The sequence below is a fragment of the Pseudomonas sp. AC532 genome (assembly GCF_979258965.1).
Map to the genome: position 1 here is coordinate 60,980 of NZ_OZ409888.1, position 16,279 is coordinate 77,258.

The 16,279-nt window shown below is 63.0% G+C and carries 15 protein-coding genes; 12 read left to right on the forward strand and 3 right to left on the reverse strand.

Features of this window, described 5'->3' with window-relative positions; genetic code table 11:
* Nucleotide 1 precedes the first annotated feature (1 nt).
* On the reverse strand, nt 2–532 hold the full coding sequence (gene rloA, locus ACZ0AV_RS00325) for a retropepsin-like aspartic peptidase RloA (RefSeq protein WP_499149187.1): 531 nt from the start codon (nt 530–532) through the stop codon (nt 2–4).
* 308 nt (nt 533–840) lie between these two features.
* On the opposite strand from rloA, the gene ACZ0AV_RS00330 reads away from it, so the two are divergent.
* From ACZ0AV_RS00330 to prpF, 5 genes are all read left to right on the forward strand, one after another.
* Nucleotides 841–1,548, forward strand: coding sequence for a GntR family transcriptional regulator (locus tag ACZ0AV_RS00330; protein ID WP_499149188.1), 708 nt, complete (start codon nt 841–843; stop codon nt 1,546–1,548).
* Nucleotides 1,545–2,432 carry a methylisocitrate lyase gene (gene prpB / locus ACZ0AV_RS00335; RefSeq protein WP_499149189.1) on the forward strand — a complete coding sequence of 296 codons (888 nt, stop codon included), beginning with the start codon at nt 1,545–1,547 and terminating at the stop codon, nt 2,430–2,432. Before ACZ0AV_RS00330 ends, prpB begins: the two co-directional genes overlap by 4 nt.
* Before the next feature lie 72 nt (nt 2,433–2,504).
* Nucleotides 2,505–3,632: a bifunctional 2-methylcitrate synthase/citrate synthase gene (gene prpC / locus ACZ0AV_RS00340; protein ID WP_499149190.1), complete on the forward strand. Its 1,128-nt coding sequence runs from the start codon at nt 2,505–2,507 to the stop codon at nt 3,630–3,632.
* Between the two features lie 57 nt (nt 3,633–3,689).
* Nucleotides 3,690–6,290 carry a Fe/S-dependent 2-methylisocitrate dehydratase AcnD gene (acnD, locus tag ACZ0AV_RS00345; RefSeq protein WP_499149191.1) on the forward strand — a complete coding sequence of 867 codons (2,601 nt, stop codon included), beginning with the start codon at nt 3,690–3,692 and terminating at the stop codon, nt 6,288–6,290.
* A 150-nt stretch (nt 6,291–6,440) separates the two neighbouring features.
* Complete coding sequence (prpF, locus tag ACZ0AV_RS00350; RefSeq protein ID WP_499149192.1) at nt 6,441–7,628, forward strand: 2-methylaconitate cis-trans isomerase PrpF; 1,188 nt, start codon at nt 6,441–6,443, stop codon at nt 7,626–7,628.
* Nucleotides 7,629–7,646: 18 nt separating this feature from the next.
* Here prpF and ACZ0AV_RS00355 read toward each other — a convergent pair whose 3' ends face one another.
* Entirely contained in the window at nt 7,647–8,285 is a 639-nt protein-coding gene (locus tag ACZ0AV_RS00355; RefSeq protein ID WP_499149193.1) for a LysE family translocator, read from the reverse strand.
* Between the two features lie 20 nt (nt 8,286–8,305).
* A complete protein-coding gene (ppsR, locus tag ACZ0AV_RS00360) occupies nt 8,306–9,124 on the reverse strand; it encodes a posphoenolpyruvate synthetase regulatory kinase/phosphorylase PpsR (RefSeq protein ID WP_499149194.1) in 819 nt (272 codons plus the stop codon).
* A gap of 177 nt (nt 9,125–9,301) precedes the next feature.
* On the opposite strand from ppsR, the gene ppsA reads away from it, so the two are divergent.
* From ppsA to sigX, 7 genes are all read left to right on the forward strand, one after another.
* Nucleotides 9,302–11,674: a phosphoenolpyruvate synthase gene (ppsA, locus tag ACZ0AV_RS00365; RefSeq protein WP_499149195.1), complete on the forward strand. Its 2,373-nt coding sequence runs from the start codon at nt 9,302–9,304 to the stop codon at nt 11,672–11,674.
* Nucleotides 11,675–11,784: 110 nt separating this feature from the next.
* Nucleotides 11,785–12,789 (forward strand): alpha/beta fold hydrolase, encoded by a 1,005-nt coding sequence (locus tag ACZ0AV_RS00370; RefSeq protein ID WP_499149196.1) that lies wholly within the window; start codon nt 11,785–11,787, stop codon nt 12,787–12,789.
* Nucleotides 12,790–12,886: 97 nt separating this feature from the next.
* Complete coding sequence (rraA, locus tag ACZ0AV_RS00375) at nt 12,887–13,372, forward strand: ribonuclease E activity regulator RraA (protein ID WP_499149197.1); 486 nt, start codon at nt 12,887–12,889, stop codon at nt 13,370–13,372.
* A gap of 51 nt (nt 13,373–13,423) precedes the next feature.
* The gene (cmaX, locus tag ACZ0AV_RS00380; RefSeq protein ID WP_499149198.1) at nt 13,424–14,419 is read left to right on the forward strand and encodes a divalent cation transporter CmaX; all 996 of its coding nucleotides are present in this window, start codon (nt 13,424–13,426) and stop codon (nt 14,417–14,419) included.
* Nucleotides 14,420–14,473: 54 nt separating this feature from the next.
* Nucleotides 14,474–14,722, forward strand: a complete 249-nt coding sequence (locus ACZ0AV_RS00385; RefSeq protein WP_499149199.1) for a CrfX protein — start codon at nt 14,474–14,476, stop codon at nt 14,720–14,722.
* A gap of 2 nt (nt 14,723–14,724) precedes the next feature.
* Nucleotides 14,725–15,549: a mechanosensitive ion channel family protein gene (locus tag ACZ0AV_RS00390; protein ID WP_499153252.1), complete on the forward strand. Its 825-nt coding sequence runs from the start codon at nt 14,725–14,727 to the stop codon at nt 15,547–15,549.
* Between the two features lie 89 nt (nt 15,550–15,638).
* On the forward strand, nt 15,639–16,229 hold the full coding sequence (sigX, locus tag ACZ0AV_RS00395; protein WP_499149200.1) for an RNA polymerase sigma factor SigX: 591 nt from the start codon (nt 15,639–15,641) through the stop codon (nt 16,227–16,229).
* The last annotated feature ends 50 nt before the right edge of the window (nt 16,230–16,279 follow it).

A 16,279-nucleotide genomic window follows, 5' to 3' on the forward strand; every position in this document is an offset into this window, starting at 1 on the left:
ATTACTCGCCGGATTTTGCGGTGGTACAGGCAGGTTTCCCTGCTGCGTATTTCAAACTGGGGTCGACCAGGGCATCGAAGCGCTTGAGTGCATCGGAGCCGATCAACAGCGGATATTGGAAGGCGCTGCGGTCGGTGAGGTTGACCTCGATCTCGCGGCGAGTACCGCCCATGCACACATCCAGCTCGATCACCGGGCGAGCGGTGTAGGTCTTCTCGTCGTCGGAGTCGACGTCGCCAGCGCGGCGTTTGATCTTGCTGATGCGTGCCAGTGGGCGCTCGATCGGATGGGCGTGGGCATCGTCGATGGCCAGATAAAAGCGTACCCAGCGTTCGCCATCGCGCTTGAAGCGCTCGATATCGCGTGCGCTGAGCGAAGCGGTCTGGGCGCCGGTGTCGAGTTTGGCGGCCACTTCCACATCGATATCGAGGCTGACGTATTCATTCAGGCCATAAATGGTCTTGTCGGCCGCGGCGGCTAGGCCTGGCAGGAGCAGTAGGCTGCACAGTACGGAAAAGGGCTTGAGTCTCATAGAACCTGTCGGGTGGATCGCTTCTGATAGCGCGAATCTGGGCGGGGCCGTGGTTCGCTGGAGGTGAGTCTAGCAGGCGCCCCGGTACACCCGTTCCAGGCGTTGAATGGCGCGCATTCTACCATGGGCTTTTTCAACGGTGACAGACGGTTATCGCTGTTTATAGCCATGTTATGCGTGTGCGCGCTTTCGAGACACAAGCGGTTTATTGTCAACAATGATGTTTGGCAATTGTGCGATTGACGCTTTTTGTCTAGGGTTGTCAGCAAGATTAACGGCTGAGTGTCGACAATGTGCAGGAGTACAGTGTGCTAAGCCTGTCTGCCGAGGAGGACGTGGAAACGCGTTCCGAGCATGTATTCAGGCGCATCCAGGCGGCGATAGTGAAGGGCGAGATCGCGCCGGGAAGCAAAATTTCCGAGCCTGAGCTGGCGCGCACTTACGGCATCAGCCGAGGTCCGTTGCGCGAAGCGATCCATCGCCTGGAAGGTCAGCGTCTGCTGGTGCGCGTTCCCCACGTGGGCGCTCGGGTGGTCTCGCTGGACCGTGAGGAGCTGATCGAGTTGTACGAGATTCGCGAGTCCCTGGAAGGCATGGCCTGCCGACTGGCTGCCGAGCGCATGACCCAGGTCGAGATCGATGACCTGCGCCGCGTGCTCGACACCCACGAGCGCGACGAAGCCTTTCAGGCCGGCGTGGGCTATTACCAGCAGGAAGGCGATTTCGACTTTCACTACCGGATCATCCACGGTAGCGGCAATCGCACCCTGGTAAAGATGCTCTGCGGCGAGCTCTATCAACTGGTACGGATGTACCGCATCCAGTTCTCCGCCACGCCCAACCGGCCGCCACAGGCGTTCGCTGAGCACCACCGGATTCTCGATGCTATCGCCGAGCGTGATGGCGAACTCGCCGAGCTGCTGATGCGCCGACACATCGCAGCGTCCAAGCGCAACGTCGAACGCCACTACCAGAACGCCCACCCCATCCCCGTCAAGCCCCGAGGCACGTCATGAGCCAGAGCACGCCAGGCCAGCGCTTTCGCGATGCGGTTGCCAACGAGCAGCCGTTGCAAGTCGTCGGCACCATCAATGCCAACCACGCGCTGCTCGCCAGGCGCGCCGGGTTCAAGGCCATCTACCTGTCAGGCGGCGGAGTGGCCGCCGGTTCGCTGGGCATTCCGGACCTGGGCATCACCGGGCTGGATGACGTACTGACTGACGTGCGCCGGATCACCGATGTCTGCGACCTGCCGCTGCTGGTGGACGTGGACACCGGCTTCGGTAGCTCGGCATTCAACGTGGCGCGCACCGTCAGGTCGATGATCAAGTTCGGCGCCGCCGCCATCCATATCGAAGACCAGGTCGGCGCCAAGCGCTGCGGCCACCGGCCGAACAAGGAGATCGTCTCGCAGCAGGAGATGGTCGACCGCATCAAGGCCGCTGTGGATGCGCGCACCGACGACAGCTTCGTGATCATGGCGCGCACCGATGCACTCGCGGTCGAAGGCCTTGAGGCCGCGCTGGATCGCGCTGCCGCTTGTGTCGAGGCGGGGGCCGACATGGTTTTTCCGGAGGCCATCACCGAGCTGCAGATGTACAAGACCTTCGCCGCCCGGGTGAGGGCGCCGATCCTTGCCAACATCACCGAGTTCGGCGCCACCCCGCTGTTCACCACCGACGAGCTGGCCGCGGCCGACGTGGGGCTGGTGCTGTATCCGCTCTCGGCATTCCGGGCCATGAACAAGGCGGCGGAAAACGTCTACACGGCGATTCGCCGTGATGGCACGCAGCAGAATGTCATCGACACCATGCAGACTCGCATGGAGCTATACGAGCGCATCGATTATCACGCCTTCGAGCAGCGGCTCGATGCGTTGTTTGCCCAGAAAAAGAGCTGAAACCCGTGCCGCTGACGAGGCGGCGCGGTACGAATTGCACATCCGACAATTTCAAGAAAACGGGAGCGAGCAATGGCTGAAGCAAAAGTGTTGAGTGGCGCGGGCCTGCGCGGCCAGGTAGCCGGGCAGACCGAACTGTGCACCGTGGGCAAGACGGGTGCCGGCCTGACCTACCGTGGTTATGACGTACGCGAACTGGCGGCGGGGGCGATCTTCGAGGAGGTCGCCTACCTGTTGTTGTATGGCGAGCTGCCGACCCAGGCGCAGCTCGACGGCTATCTGCAAAAGCTGCAGGGCCTGCGCGATCTGCCTGCCGCGCTCAAGGAAGTGCTGGAACGCATCCCTAAAGATGCCCACCCGATGGATGTGATGCGCACTGGCGCCTCGGTCCTGGGCAACCTTGAGCCCGAGACCAGTTTCGAGCAGCAGCGCGACAAGGCTGACCGGCTGCTTGGTGCCTTTCCGGCGATCATGACCTACTGGTACCGCTTCAGCCATCAAGGCCAGCGCATCGAGTGCAACAGTGACGAGGCGACCATCGGCGGTCATTTCCTGGCGCTGCTGCATGGCAAGAAGCCCAGTGAGCTGCATGTGAAGGTGATGAACGTGTCGCTGATCCTCTATGCGGAGCACGAATTCAATGCCTCGACTTTTACCGCGCGGGTCTGCGCCTCGACGCTCAGCGACATTTTCTCCTGCGTCACTGCGGCCATCGGTTCCCTGCGCGGGCCGCTGCATGGCGGTGCCAACGAGGCGGCGATGGAAATGATCCAGCGCTTCACCTCGGCAGAAGATGCCACCGCCGGCACCCTGGCGATGCTCGAGCGCAAGGACAAGATCATGGGTTTCGGCCATGCGATCTACAAGGAGTCCGACCCTCGCAACGAGGTGATCAAGGGCTGGAGCAAGATGCTGGCCGATGAAGTCGGCGACACGCTGCTGTTTCCCGTCTCCGAGGCGATCGACCGGGTCATGTGGGAGCAGAAGAAACTGTTTCCCAACGCCGACTTCTACCATGCCTCGGCGTATCACTTCATGGGCATTCCGACCGCGCTGTTCACGCCGATTTTTGTCTGCTCGCGGGTGTCCGGCTGGACGGCCCACGTGTTCGAGCAGCGCGCCAACAACCGTATCATCCGCCCGAGCGCCGAATACATCGGGGTCGAGCAGCGGCCTTTCGTGCCCGTGCAGGATCGCTGAACCCTTACAGAGCGGGCCGCACCAGGCCCGCCACCACTACCGTGACCGAGTCCTGATATGAACAGCGCCAACCGCAAGCCTCTACCAGGCACCACGCTGGAATTCTTCGATGCCCGTGCGGCGGTCGATGCCATCCAACCCGATGCCTACGCCACGCTGCCATACACCTCGCGGGTGTTGGCGGAAAACCTGGTGCGCCGCTGTGATCCCGACACGCTTACGGCCTCGCTGAAGCAATTGATCGAGCGCCGCCGTGACCTGGATTTTCCCTGGTACCCGGCGCGTGTGGTGTGCCATGACATCCTCGGGCAGACCGCGCTGGTGGATCTGGCCGGGCTGCGTGATGCGATCGCCGACAAGGGCGGCGACCCCGCTCAGGTCAATCCGGTGGTGCCGACCCAGTTGATCGTCGACCACTCTCTGGCGGTGGAATGCGGCGGTTTCGACCCGGATGCCTTCGCCAAGAACCGCGCCATCGAGGATCGCCGCAACGAGGACCGTTTCCACTTCATCGAGTGGACCAGGAAGGCCTTCAAGAACGTCGACGTGATCCCTCCGGGCAACGGCATCATGCACCAGATCAACCTGGAGAAGATGTCGCCGGTGGTGCAAGTACAGGGCGGGGTAGCCTTTCCCGACACTTGCGTGGGCACCGACAGCCACACGCCGCATGTCGACGCGCTGGGGGTGATCGCCATCGGTGTAGGTGGCTTGGAAGCGGAGAGCGTGATGCTTGGGCGGGCCTCGTGGATGCGCCTGCCGGATATCATCGGCGTCGAGCTGACCGGTCGGCCGCAGCCCGGCATCACCGCCACGGACGTGGTGCTCGCGCTCACCGAATACCTGCGTCAGGCCAAGGTGGTCGGCGCCTACCTCGAGTTCTACGGCGAAGGCGCGGCGGCGCTGACCCTGGGTGACCGCGCGACCATTTCCAACATGACCCCGGAGTTCGGCGCTACCGCCGCGATGTTCGCCATCGACCGGCAAACCATCGAGTACCTGAAGCTGACCGGCCGTGACGACGAGCAGGTTCGCCTGGTGGAAACCTACGCCAAGGCTGCCGGTCTGTGGGCCGATGACCTGGTCAGCGCCGAGTACGAGCGCGTGCTGAGCTTCGATCTGTCCAGCGTGGTGCGCAACATGGCCGGCCCGTCCAACCCCCACAAGCGCCTGCCGACTTCGGCGCTCGCCGAGCGGGGAATCGCCGGGGCTTGGCAGGAGGTGCCCGGGCAGATGCCCGATGGCGCGGTGATCATCGCGGCCATCACCAGTTGCACCAACACCAGCAACCCGCGCAACGTGATCGCTGCCGGCCTGTTGGCGAAAAAGGCCAATGAGCTGGGTCTGGTGCGCAAGCCTTGGGTCAAGTCCTCCTTGGCGCCTGGCTCGCGAGCGGTGCAACTGTACCTCGAGGCTGCCGGCCTGCTGCCGGAGCTGGAAAAGCTCGGCTTCGGCATCGTCGGGTTTGCCTGTACCACCTGCAACGGCATGAGTGGCGCGCTGGACCCGGCGATCCAGCAGGAAATCATCGACCGAGACCTGTACGCCACCGCGGTGCTCTCCGGTAACCGCAACTTCGACGGGCGCATTCATCCGTACGCCAAGCAGGCGTTCCTGGCCTCACCGCCTTTGGTGATCGCCTATGCGATCGCCGGCACCATTCGTTTCGATATCGAGAAAGATGTGCTGGGCGTGGTCGACGGCCGCGAGATTCGCCTCAAGGACATCTGGCCGGCCGATGAGGCCATCGACGCCGTGGTGGCCGCCAGCGTCAAACCGGAGCAGTTCCACCGTGTCTACATCCCGATGTTCGCCGTTCAGCCGGACAACGGCGAACGCATCAGCCCGCTGTACGACTGGCGGCCAATGAGCACCTATATTCGTCGTCCCCCCTATTGGGATGAAGAGGGGGAAGGTGCGCTGGCCGGGGTGCGCACGCTTACCGGCATGCGTCCGCTGGCTGTGCTGCCGGACAACATCACCACCGATCACCTGTCGCCTTCCAACGCCATCCTCGCGAACAGCGCGGCAGGCGAGTACCTGACGAAGATGGGCCTGCCCGAGGAGGACTTCAATTCCTACGCCACCCATCGCGGCGATCACCTCACGGCCCAGCGCGCCACCTTTGCCAACCCGCAACTGGTCAACGAAATGGCGGTGGTCGACGGCCAGGTAAAGAAGGGCTCGCTGACCCGCCTGGAACCGGAAGGCCAAGTGGTGCGGATGTGGGAAGCCATCGAAGCCTACATGCAGCGCAAGCAGCCGCTGATCATCATCGCCGGCGCCGATTACGGACAGGGCTCGTCCCGCGACTGGGCGGCCAAGGGCGTGCGTCTGGCGGGGGTCGAGGCGATTGCCGCCGAAGGTTTCGAGCGTATTCACCGCACCAACCTGATTGGCATGGGCGTGCTGCCGCTGGAGTTCAGGCCGGGCACCACGCGCCTGACCCTGGGCATCGATGGCAGCGAAACCTATGACGTGCTCGGTGAGCGCACGCCAGGTGCGCAGTTGACGCTGGTGATCACGCGGCGCAGCGGCGAGCGCCTCGATGTGCCGATGACCTGCCGGCTGGACACCGCCGAGGAGGTCTCGATCTATGAAGCCGGTGGCGTGCTGCAGCGCTTCGCCAAGGATTTTCTCGAAGGTGCAGTGGCTTGAACGCTCAGGCGACACCTGGGCTTCCTCGGTTCGCCCGGTATTGAACCAGTCGAGTGGGCGGCGCAAGCGCCTCCCTACCTGAATCCGCAGAGGTGCGTCGCCAGCGCGTGATGCATCGCTGGGCTTCCTCAACCAGCCAGGACGACAAGCATGGCGCAGCAACCGCAGATCCGAATCCCCGCCACCTACATGCGTGGCGGTACCAGCAAGGGCGTATTCTTTCGCCTGGAAGACCTGCCGCAACCCTGCCAGGTGCCGGGCGAGGCCCGCGACAGGCTGTTCCTGCGGGTGATCGGCAGCCCCGATCCGTATTCGGCGCATATCGACGGCATGGGCGGCGCCACCTCGTCGACCTCCAAGTGCGTGATCCTGTCGAAGAGCCAGCAGGCCGATCATGACGTCGACTACCTGTATGGCCAGGTGGCCATCGACAAGGCCTTCGTCGACTGGAGTGGCAACTGCGGCAACCTGTCCACCGCCGCGGGCGCCTTCGCCATTCATGCTGGGCTGATCGACCCCGCGCGCATTCCCGAGAGCGGCACCTGCGTGGTGCGTATCTGGCAGGCCAACATTGGCAAGACCATCATTGCCCACGTTCCGGTGAGCCAGGGCGAGGTGCAAGAAACCGGCGATTTCGAGTTGGACGGCGTGACCTTTCCTGCAGCCGAGATCGTGCTGGAATTTCTCGATCCTTCCGATGACGGCGAGGAGGGCGCTGCCCTGTTTCCCACCGGCAACCGGGTGGATGAGCTGCAGGTGCCGGGTGTCGGCACGCTCAGGGCGACCCTGATCAGCGCCGGGATTCCCACCGTGTTCGTGAACGCCGAGGACATCGGCTACCAGGGCACCGAACTGCGCGACGACATCAATGGCGATCCGCAACAGCTTCAGCGCCTCGAACAGATCCGCATCGCGGGCGCCCTGCGCATGGGGCTGATCAGCAGCGTGGAGCAGGCTGCGACCCGCCAGCACACTCCGAAGGTCGCGTTCGTCGCCCCCCCAAAACCCTATCGGTCGGCCAGCGGCAAAGCGGTCGAGGTGGCGGACATCGACCTGCTGGTACGGGCCGTGTCGATGGGCAAGCTGCACCACGCCATGATGGGTACGGCCGCCGTGGCGATTGCTACGGCGGCAGCCATTCCGGGTACGTTGGTGAATCTGGCGGCGGGCGGTGGTGAGCGCAGCGCGGTGCGCTTCGGCCATCCGTCCGGGATCCTGCGCGTTGGCGCCGAGGCGCGGCAGGAGGGCGAGCAGTGGTCGGTGACCAAAGCGGTCATGAGCCGCAGCGCGCGGATCCTGATGGAAGGCTGGGTGAGGGTGCCAGGCGACACATGCTAGCGCCGCCGGGCATCGGGCTCAGTGCTGGGTGGTGCCGATCAACATGCCGCCGGCGCCGATGAAAAACGCGCCCGTGGTGCGGTTAAGGCGCTGCGCACCTCGGCGGGTGCGGATGAACCGGCGGATCTGCCGGCCGAACAGGGCGTAGGCCAGCGACGCCACGTACTCGGCCAGCAGGTAGGTGGCGCCCAGGTAGACGAACTGTTCAATGGCTGGCTGCCCCGGCTTGATGAACTGCGGGAATACCGCAGCGAACAGCAGGATCGCCTTGGGATTGCTGATGCCGATCAGAAATTCCTGCAGCATCAGGCGGCCGACGCGCCGCTGCGGCTGCACGGCGGGCGCAGCGGCATCCAGATCCAGGCCGCTGAATTCCCGGCTGCGCCAGGCACTGATGCCCAGGTAAACCAAGTACAGCGCGCCGACCCATTTGATCACCGTGAAGGCCCTTTCCGAGGCCAGCAGCATGGCGCCCAGGCCGATGGCGGAAATACCCAGAAAGATCGCGAATGCCGCCACCCGGCCGGTCGTCGCCAGTACGGCCGCATCGATGCCATGACGGATCCCGTTGTTCATCGCGCAGAAGTTGTTGGGCCCTGGCGTCAGAGCGATCAGCAGGGCGATGGGGGCAAACAGCACGGCATCGAGCAAGGTCATGGCATGTCCAGCGTGGCAGGTTACTTGAAGCGCCGTTCGACGCCTTTTTCCACCAGGATCTTGGCGGAGATTTCTTCTACCGAGAAATGCGTGGAGTCGATGAAGTTGATCGACTCGCGGCGGAACAGGCTCTCCACCTCGCGCACCTCGAACTCGCATTGAGCATAGCTGGCGTAGCGGCTGTTGGGCTTGCGCTCGTTGCGAATGGCCGCCAGGCGATCGGCATCGATGGTCAGGCCGAACAGCTTGTCGCGGTATTTCTTCAACGAGGCGGGCAGCTGAAGGCGCTCCATGTCGTCTTCGGTAAGCGGGTAATTGGCCGCGCGGATACCGTACTGCATGGCCATGTACAGGCAGGTCGGGGTCTTCCCGCAACGTGATACGCCGACCAGAATCAGGTCGGCCTTGTCGTAATAGTGGGTACGGGCGCCATCGTCATTGTCGAGCGCGAAGTTGACCGCCTCGATACGCTCCATATAGTTGGCGTTGTGGACGATCGAATGCGACTTGCCCACCGAATAGGAGGAGTGCGAGTTGAGTTCCTGCTCCAGAGGCGACAGGAAGGTCGAGAAGATGTCGATCATGAACCCGCGCGACTCAGCGAGGATATCGTGGATTTCCTGGTTGACGATGGTGGCGAAGATGATCGGCGTGGCGCCATCCTTATCGGCGGCATTATTGATTTGTTGTACCATGGCGCGCGCCTTTTCCACGCTGTCCACGTACGGTCGCGTGAGCTTGGTGAAGCCAATGGTCTCGAACTGGGCGAGCAGGCTCTGACCCAGGGCTTCTGCGGTAATGCCGGTGCCGTCCGAGATGAAGTACGCAGTTCGTTTCATTGCGCAAATGGCCTATAAGCTGGGAACGAATCTTGGCTATGATAGGTCGGTTTTTTGCCGGCCCTGATGGGTTTGCATTGTTACTTATTTTCCAGGGCCAGGCCATTGTCCACGCGGCGCAAGCCGGCGACGTTTCCAGCCCATGAGCTTTTCCAACACTGAAGTGGAGAGATCACCTTGGCAGAGTACGTAGTTTCCCTCGATAAGCTCGGCAATCACGATGTCGAGCATGTAGGGGGCAAGAACGCCTCCCTCGGCGAGATGATCAGCAACCTGGCGGGTGCCGGCGTTTCGGTTCCCGGTGGTTTCGCCACGACGGCCCAGGCGTATCGCGACTTTCTCGAGCAGAGCGGGCTCAATGCGCAGATCCATGCGGCGCTGGATGCCCTGGATGTCGACGACGTCAACGCCCTGGCCAAGACCGGCGCGCAGATTCGCCAGTGGGTGATGGACGCCGAGTTCCCGAACGAGCTCAACGAGCAGATCCGCACCGCGTTCGCGGCGATGGCCGGTGGCAATGACAACATGGCAGTTGCCGTACGCTCCTCCGCCACCGCCGAAGACCTGCCGGATGCATCCTTCGCCGGCCAGCAGGAAACTTTTCTGAACATCCGCGGTGTGGAGAACGTCATCCGCGCGGCCAAGGAAGTCTTCGCTTCGCTGTTCAACGACCGCGCCATCGCCTACCGCGTGCACCAGGGCTTCGACCACAAACTGGTCGCCCTGTCCGCCGGTGTGCAGCGCATGGTGCGTTCGGAAACCGGCACCGCCGGTGTGATGTTCACCCTCGACACCGAATCGGGCTTTCGCGACGTGGTGTTCATCACCGGCGCCTACGGCCTGGGTGAAACCGTGGTGCAGGGTGCGGTCAACCCGGATGAGTTCTACGTCCACAAGCAGACCCTGGAGGCCGGTCGCCCGGCAATCCTGCGCCGCAATCTGGGCAGCAAGGCGATCAAGATGATCTACGGCGAGGAAGCCAAGGCCGGCAAGTCGGTCAAGGTCGTCGATGTCGATCGCGCCGAGCGAGCGCGCTTCTGCCTGAGCGACGCCGAGGTCACCGAACTGGCCAAGCAGGCGATGATCATCGAGAAACATTATGGCCGGCCGATGGACATCGAGTGGGCCAAGGACGGCGACGACGGCAAGCTGTACATCGTCCAGGCCCGCCCGGAAACCGTGAAGAGCCGCGCCAACGTTACCGTGATGGAACGCTACCTGCTCAAGGAGACCGGCACCGTGCTGGTCGAAGGGCGCGCCATCGGTCAGAAGATCGGCGCCGGCAAGGTACGCGTGATCAACGACGTGTCGGAGATGGACAAGGTCCAGCCCGGCGACGTGCTGGTGTCCGACATGACCGACCCGGACTGGGAACCGGTGATGAAGCGCGCCAGCGCCATCGTCACCAACCGCGGCGGGCGCACCTGCCACGCGGCGATCATCGCTCGTGAGCTGGGCATTCCGGCCGTGGTCGGCTGCGGCAACGCCACCCACATGCTGCGTGACGGCCAGGGCGTGACGGTGTCCTGCGCCGAGGGCGACACCGGCTTCATCTTCGAAGGCGAGCTGGGCTTCGACATTCGCAAGAACTCGGTCGACGCCATGCCCGAGCTGCCGTTCAAGATCATGATGAACGTCGGCAACCCGGATCGCGCCTTCGACTTCGCCCAGTTGCCCAATGCCGGTATCGGCCTGGCGCGCCTGGAATTCATCATCAACCGCATGATCGGCGTGCACCCCAAGGCGCTGCTGAACATGGACGGCCTGCCGCCGGAAATCCGCGAGAGCGTCGAGAAACGCATCGCCGGCTATACCGACCCGGTGAGCTTCTATGTCGAGAAACTGGTCGAGGGTATCAGCACCCTGGCCGCCGCGTTCTGGCCGAAGAAGGTCATCGTGCGCCTGTCGGACTTCAAGTCCAACGAGTACGCCAACCTGATCGGCGGCAAGCTGTACGAGCCTGAAGAAGAGAACCCGATGCTCGGTTTTCGCGGTGCCTCGCGCTACATCAGCGAGTCGTTCCGTGACTGCTTCGAGCTGGAGTGCCGGGCGCTGAAAAAGGTCCGTAACGAGATGGGCCTGACCAACGTCGAGATCATGGTGCCGTTCGTGCGCACCCTCGGGGAGGCCAAGCAGGTGGTCGACCTGCTCGCCGAGAACGGCCTGGCGCGTGGTCAGGATGGCCTGAAGGTCATCATGATGTGTGAGCTGCCGTCCAATGCCATTCTCGCCGACGAGTTCCTCGAGTACTTCGACGGTTTTTCCATTGGCTCCAACGACCTGACCCAGCTGACGCTGGGGCTGGATCGGGACTCGGGCATCGTCGCGCACCTGTTCGACGAACGTAACCCGGCGGTCAAGAAGCTGCTGGCCAACGCTATCCAGGCCTGTAACAAGGCCGGCAAATACATCGGTATCTGCGGCCAGGGGCCTTCCGATCACCCTGACCTGGCCAAGTGGTTGATGGAGCAGGGCATCGAGAGTGTGTCCCTGAACCCGGATTCGGTGCTGGAGACCTGGTTCTTCCTGGCGGAAGGTCAACAGAGCTGATGGTCACGGGTTGAACACCGACCCCCAGGGCAGGTTCTACCTGCCCTTTTTTATGGCTGCCGCCAGGCGATGCGTCGCAGCCGGCAGCCTGTTGTAGCAGAGCGAAGACGATGCAAAGCAGTAGTGAATTGTTCCCCGTTGCGCTGATGAGTGCCGAGCTGCGTGGCGACCTGAGCGAAGACGTTTACCGCCTCAAACCCGGCAACAGTACGGATTTCAGCGTCGAGCTGGCGCTCACTCGCCTGGGCCTGGCAGGCCACCTGGGCGAACGGGGCCAGCCGGTGATTCTGCTGCACGGCAGCTTTTCCAATCGACGTTTCTGGTACTCGCCCGGCGGTGTCGGCCTGGGGCCTTATCTGGCGCGTGCCGGCTTTGATGTCTGGATCGCGGAAATGCGCGGCCATGGCCTGTCGCCGCGCAACCTCGGGTACCGGCACAATCGCGTGGCCGACTATGCGCGCTACGATTTGCCGGCAATCGCTGCTTTCGTGACGGAAATGAACCCGCAGCCTGCGCATTGGCTTGGTCACTCGCTGGGCGGCGTGATCCTGGCCGCTGCGCTCGGTGGCGGTCACCTGACGCAACCGGGAATCGCCAGCGTGGGCCTGTTCGGTGCCGAGGTCAGTCGTCGCTACTGGCCACTCAAGGTGCCGCCCATTGAATGGCTGGCGCGGCTGCTGCTCAAGCGTTGCGTGGTGCTGTCCGGATCGCGGCTCAAACGCGGTCCGGAAGACGAGCCGATCGGCATCGCCCTCGAAGCGCTGTGCTGGCACCGCCTGTTCGGCCGCTTCGGCGATGCCGAGCACGACTGGTGGGCTGGGTTGCGCCAGGTGCAGGTGCCACTGCTGGCAGTCGCCGGCGAAGGCGATCGCGACTGTCCGCCTGCGGCATGCCGTGCCCTGTTCGAGCAGTTCGCCTCCCGCGATCGCGAGTTCGTCAACCTGGCCAGCGCCAATGGTTTTCAGCAGGACTACGACCATGTGCAGATGCTGGTCAGCAAGCCGGCCCAGGAAGAGGTCTGGCCACTGGTGCAGCGGTGGCTGGAGGGCGAGCGGCGGATGCCGGCGACAGTGGCGGACGAAGAAAGCGGGGCGGCCATTCCTGCCGCGCCGTGATCCGGCTACCATGGCCGTCGCCAGTCGACGCCCGCCTGACCGGGGGCGTCGATCGGACTATGCTGCAGGCCTCGAACATCCATTCAGGAGCTTTGCCATGCACTACATCACTCCCGATCTGTGTGACGCCAACCCGGAACTGGTAAGCGTCGTGGAACCGATGTTCAGCAACTTTGGCGGTCGCGATTCGTTCGGTGGTCAGATCGTCACCGTCAAATGCTTCGAAGACAATTCGCTGGTCAAGGCCCAGGCCGACCAGCCCGGTGCCGGCAAGGTGCTGGTGGTCGATGGCGGCGCTTCGCTGCGCTGCGCGCTGCTTGGCGACATGATCGCCGAAAAGGCCGCGCACAACGGCTGGGAAGGCATGGTCATCTACGGCTGCGTGCGCGATGTCGATGTGCTGGCGCAGACCCATCTTGGCGTGCAGGCCCTTGGCAGCCATCCCATGAAGACCGAAAAACGTGGCCTGGGCGACCTCAACGTGGTGGTCAACTTTGGTGGCGTGACCTTCCGCCCGGGCGAGTACCTGTACGCCGACAACAACGGCATCATCGTCTCGCCGCAGGCGCTGCAGGTCGACTAGCGCGGGCGACGGTAGTGAGCAGGCCGCCGAAATCCATCATCAGGGGTAGGGATGTACGAAGAAGACAACGCGCAGTGGGGCCTGGTGCACGGCTTTGTGCTGGATGGCAAAGGCGGTGCCCGACCGGTGGCGCGCGAGCAGCTCGACGGGTTGCAACTGGATGAGGGGCAGAGCCTGTGGTTGCACTGGGACCGCAGCCACCCGCAGACCCAGAGCTGGTTGCGCCGCGACAGTGGTCTGAGCGGCTTCGCCTGCGACCTGTTGCTCGAGGAAAACACCCGGCCCCGGGCCCTGCCTCTGGCCAACGATGAACTGCTGCTGTTTCTGCGTGGCGTCAACCTCAATCCGGGTGCAGAGCCGGAGGACATGGTGTCGGTGCGCATATTCGCCGCGGCGCGGCGCATCATCTCCCTGCGCCTGCGACCGCTGCGCGCCACCGAGGACCTCATCGAGCGGCTGCAGGCCGGCAACGGCCCGAAGACCGCCTCCGAGCTTATGCTGCAGCTCAGTGATTACCTGACGGACAGGGTCGAGGACCTGGTCAGCGAGCTAGGTGAATGGGTCGATGGCCAGGAAGAGAAAGTCGACCGTGACGAGCGGGCCTTGCCCGACCACGGCCTGTTGCTGCAGATCCGCCGACGTGCGGCCAATCTTCGGCGCTTCCTGTCGCCGCAACGTGACATCTATATGCAACTGACGCGCAGCCAACTGCCCTGGCTGACCCACGAGGACGGGGTTTACTGGAACGAGTTGAACAACCGCCTGCTGCGTTATCTCGAGGAGCTGGAGCTGACCCGCGAGCGCATCGGCCTGCTGCTCGAGACGGAAAATCGGCGCATGGACGTGCGCATGAACCACATCATGTTTCGTTTCGGCATCATCACCTGCGTGTTCTTGCCGATGAGTTTCGTCACCGGCTTGCTGGGCATCAACGTCGGCGGCATTCCGGGCGCCGACAGCCCCTACGGGTTCCTGGTCGCCTGCCTGCTGATGCTGTCGATCGGCTTCGGCCAGTGGTTGTTGTTCCGGCGCTTGCGCTGGGTGTGATGTGACTTGCCCTGCAGGCGCTTCGTCTAGCGAAGACGTTCTGTGAGGTCTGCCATGCACGATCCATTCGAAGAATCCCTGCGTGATCTGCTGAAAGCTCCATCTTCGCCGGCGCGCGATGACGATGCCTGCCTGAATCGCGTGTTGAAGACCGCCAACCGCCAGGTCGGCGCCGGCGATCTGTTCGGCCTGATGGGGCACTGGGCCGGCGCCCTGATGATCGCGCTCAACAATGGCGCCTCCCATGTCGCTCCGGTGTCGCGTCGCCGGGCTTCTGCTCGCTCTACTGATAAGGCTCAATGAAAATGGAACTCGACCCCTGGACTCATAGCCTGGTCGCCGCGATGACGGCGCTGTGGACGAAAGTCGCCAGCTTCATTCCGAACCTGTTCGTGGCCCTGGTGCTGGTGCTACTCGGTTTCGTGGTCGCCAAGCTCCTCGATACGTTGCTCTCGAAGCTGCTCGGCAAACTCGGCCTCGACCGCCTGATGGCGGGCACCGGGCTGACCAAGATTCTCGGCCGTGCGGGCTTCCAGGTACCGGTTTCGGCGTTGATCGGCAAGATCGTCTACTGGTTCGTATTGCTGATCTTCCTGGTGTCAGCGGCCGAGTCGCTGGGCCTGGAGCGCGTGTCGGCAACGCTCGACGTGCTCGCCCTGTACCTGCCGAAGGTATTCGGCGCGGCGCTGATCCTGCTCGCCGGCGTGCTGTTGGCTCATTTGCTCAGTGGCCTGGTACGCGGCGCCGCCGAAGGTGTCGGCCTCGATTACGCCCATGGCCTGGCACGCCTGGCCCAGGGGCTGGTGATCATCATCAGCATCTCCGTGGCCATCGGCCAGCTTGAGGTAAAGACCGACCTGCTCAATAACGTCATCGCCATCGTGCTGATCTCCGTGGGCCTGGCCGTCGCACTGGCGCTCGGGCTGGGCAGTCGAGAGCTGGCCAGTCAGATTCTCGCCGGTATTTACGTGCGCGAGCTGTATCAGGTCGGCCAGGAAATCGAAGTGGGCGGCGTCGAAGGGCAGATCGAGGAAATCGGAACGGTGAAAACCACGGTTTTGACGGATTCGGGAGAATTGGTTTCGCTCTCCAACCGAGTGCTTCTCGAGCAGCGGGTAAGCAGCCGCTGAGGGGCCAACTCTGCTACCCTATGCGCCCAGTCGGCGACCTGCTCGAGCAGGTGCTGGCTGTTTCGTCCTGACCGTTGGCTCGATCCGTCTTGAACGCACCTCAATCACCGTCTCTGCGCTATGACCCACGCGAGCTCTCCGATGAGGAGCTGGTAGCGCGTGCGCATGATGAGCTGTTCCATATCACGCGCGCCTACGAAGAACTCATGCGCCGCTACCAGCGCACCCTGTTCAACGTATGCGCACGATATTTAGGGAACGATCGAGATGCCGACGATGTCTGTCAGGAAGTGATGTTAAAAGTTCTATACGGGCTGAAAAACTTCGAGGGAAAGTCGAAGTTCAAGACCTGGCTTTACAGCATTACCTACAACGAATGCATTACTCAGTACCGCAAGGAGCGTCGCAAGCGTCGGTTGACGGATGCGCTGAGTCTGGATCCTCTGGAAGAGGCGTCTGAAGAAAAGGCGCCGAAAGTAGAGGACCGAGGTGGCTTGGATCGCTGGCTCGTGCACGTCAATCCGATTGATCGCGAAATTCTGGTACTGCGTTTCGTTGCAGAGCTGGAGTTTCAGGAAATCGCCGACATCATGCACATGGGGCTCAGCGCCACGAAAATGCGCTACAAGCGCGCGCTGGACAGATTGCGGGAAAAGTTTGCAGGAATTACCGAAAGTTAGTTCGGGGCGAACTTTCACTGGCATAGGTGAGTTTTCCTAAACTTACCGAC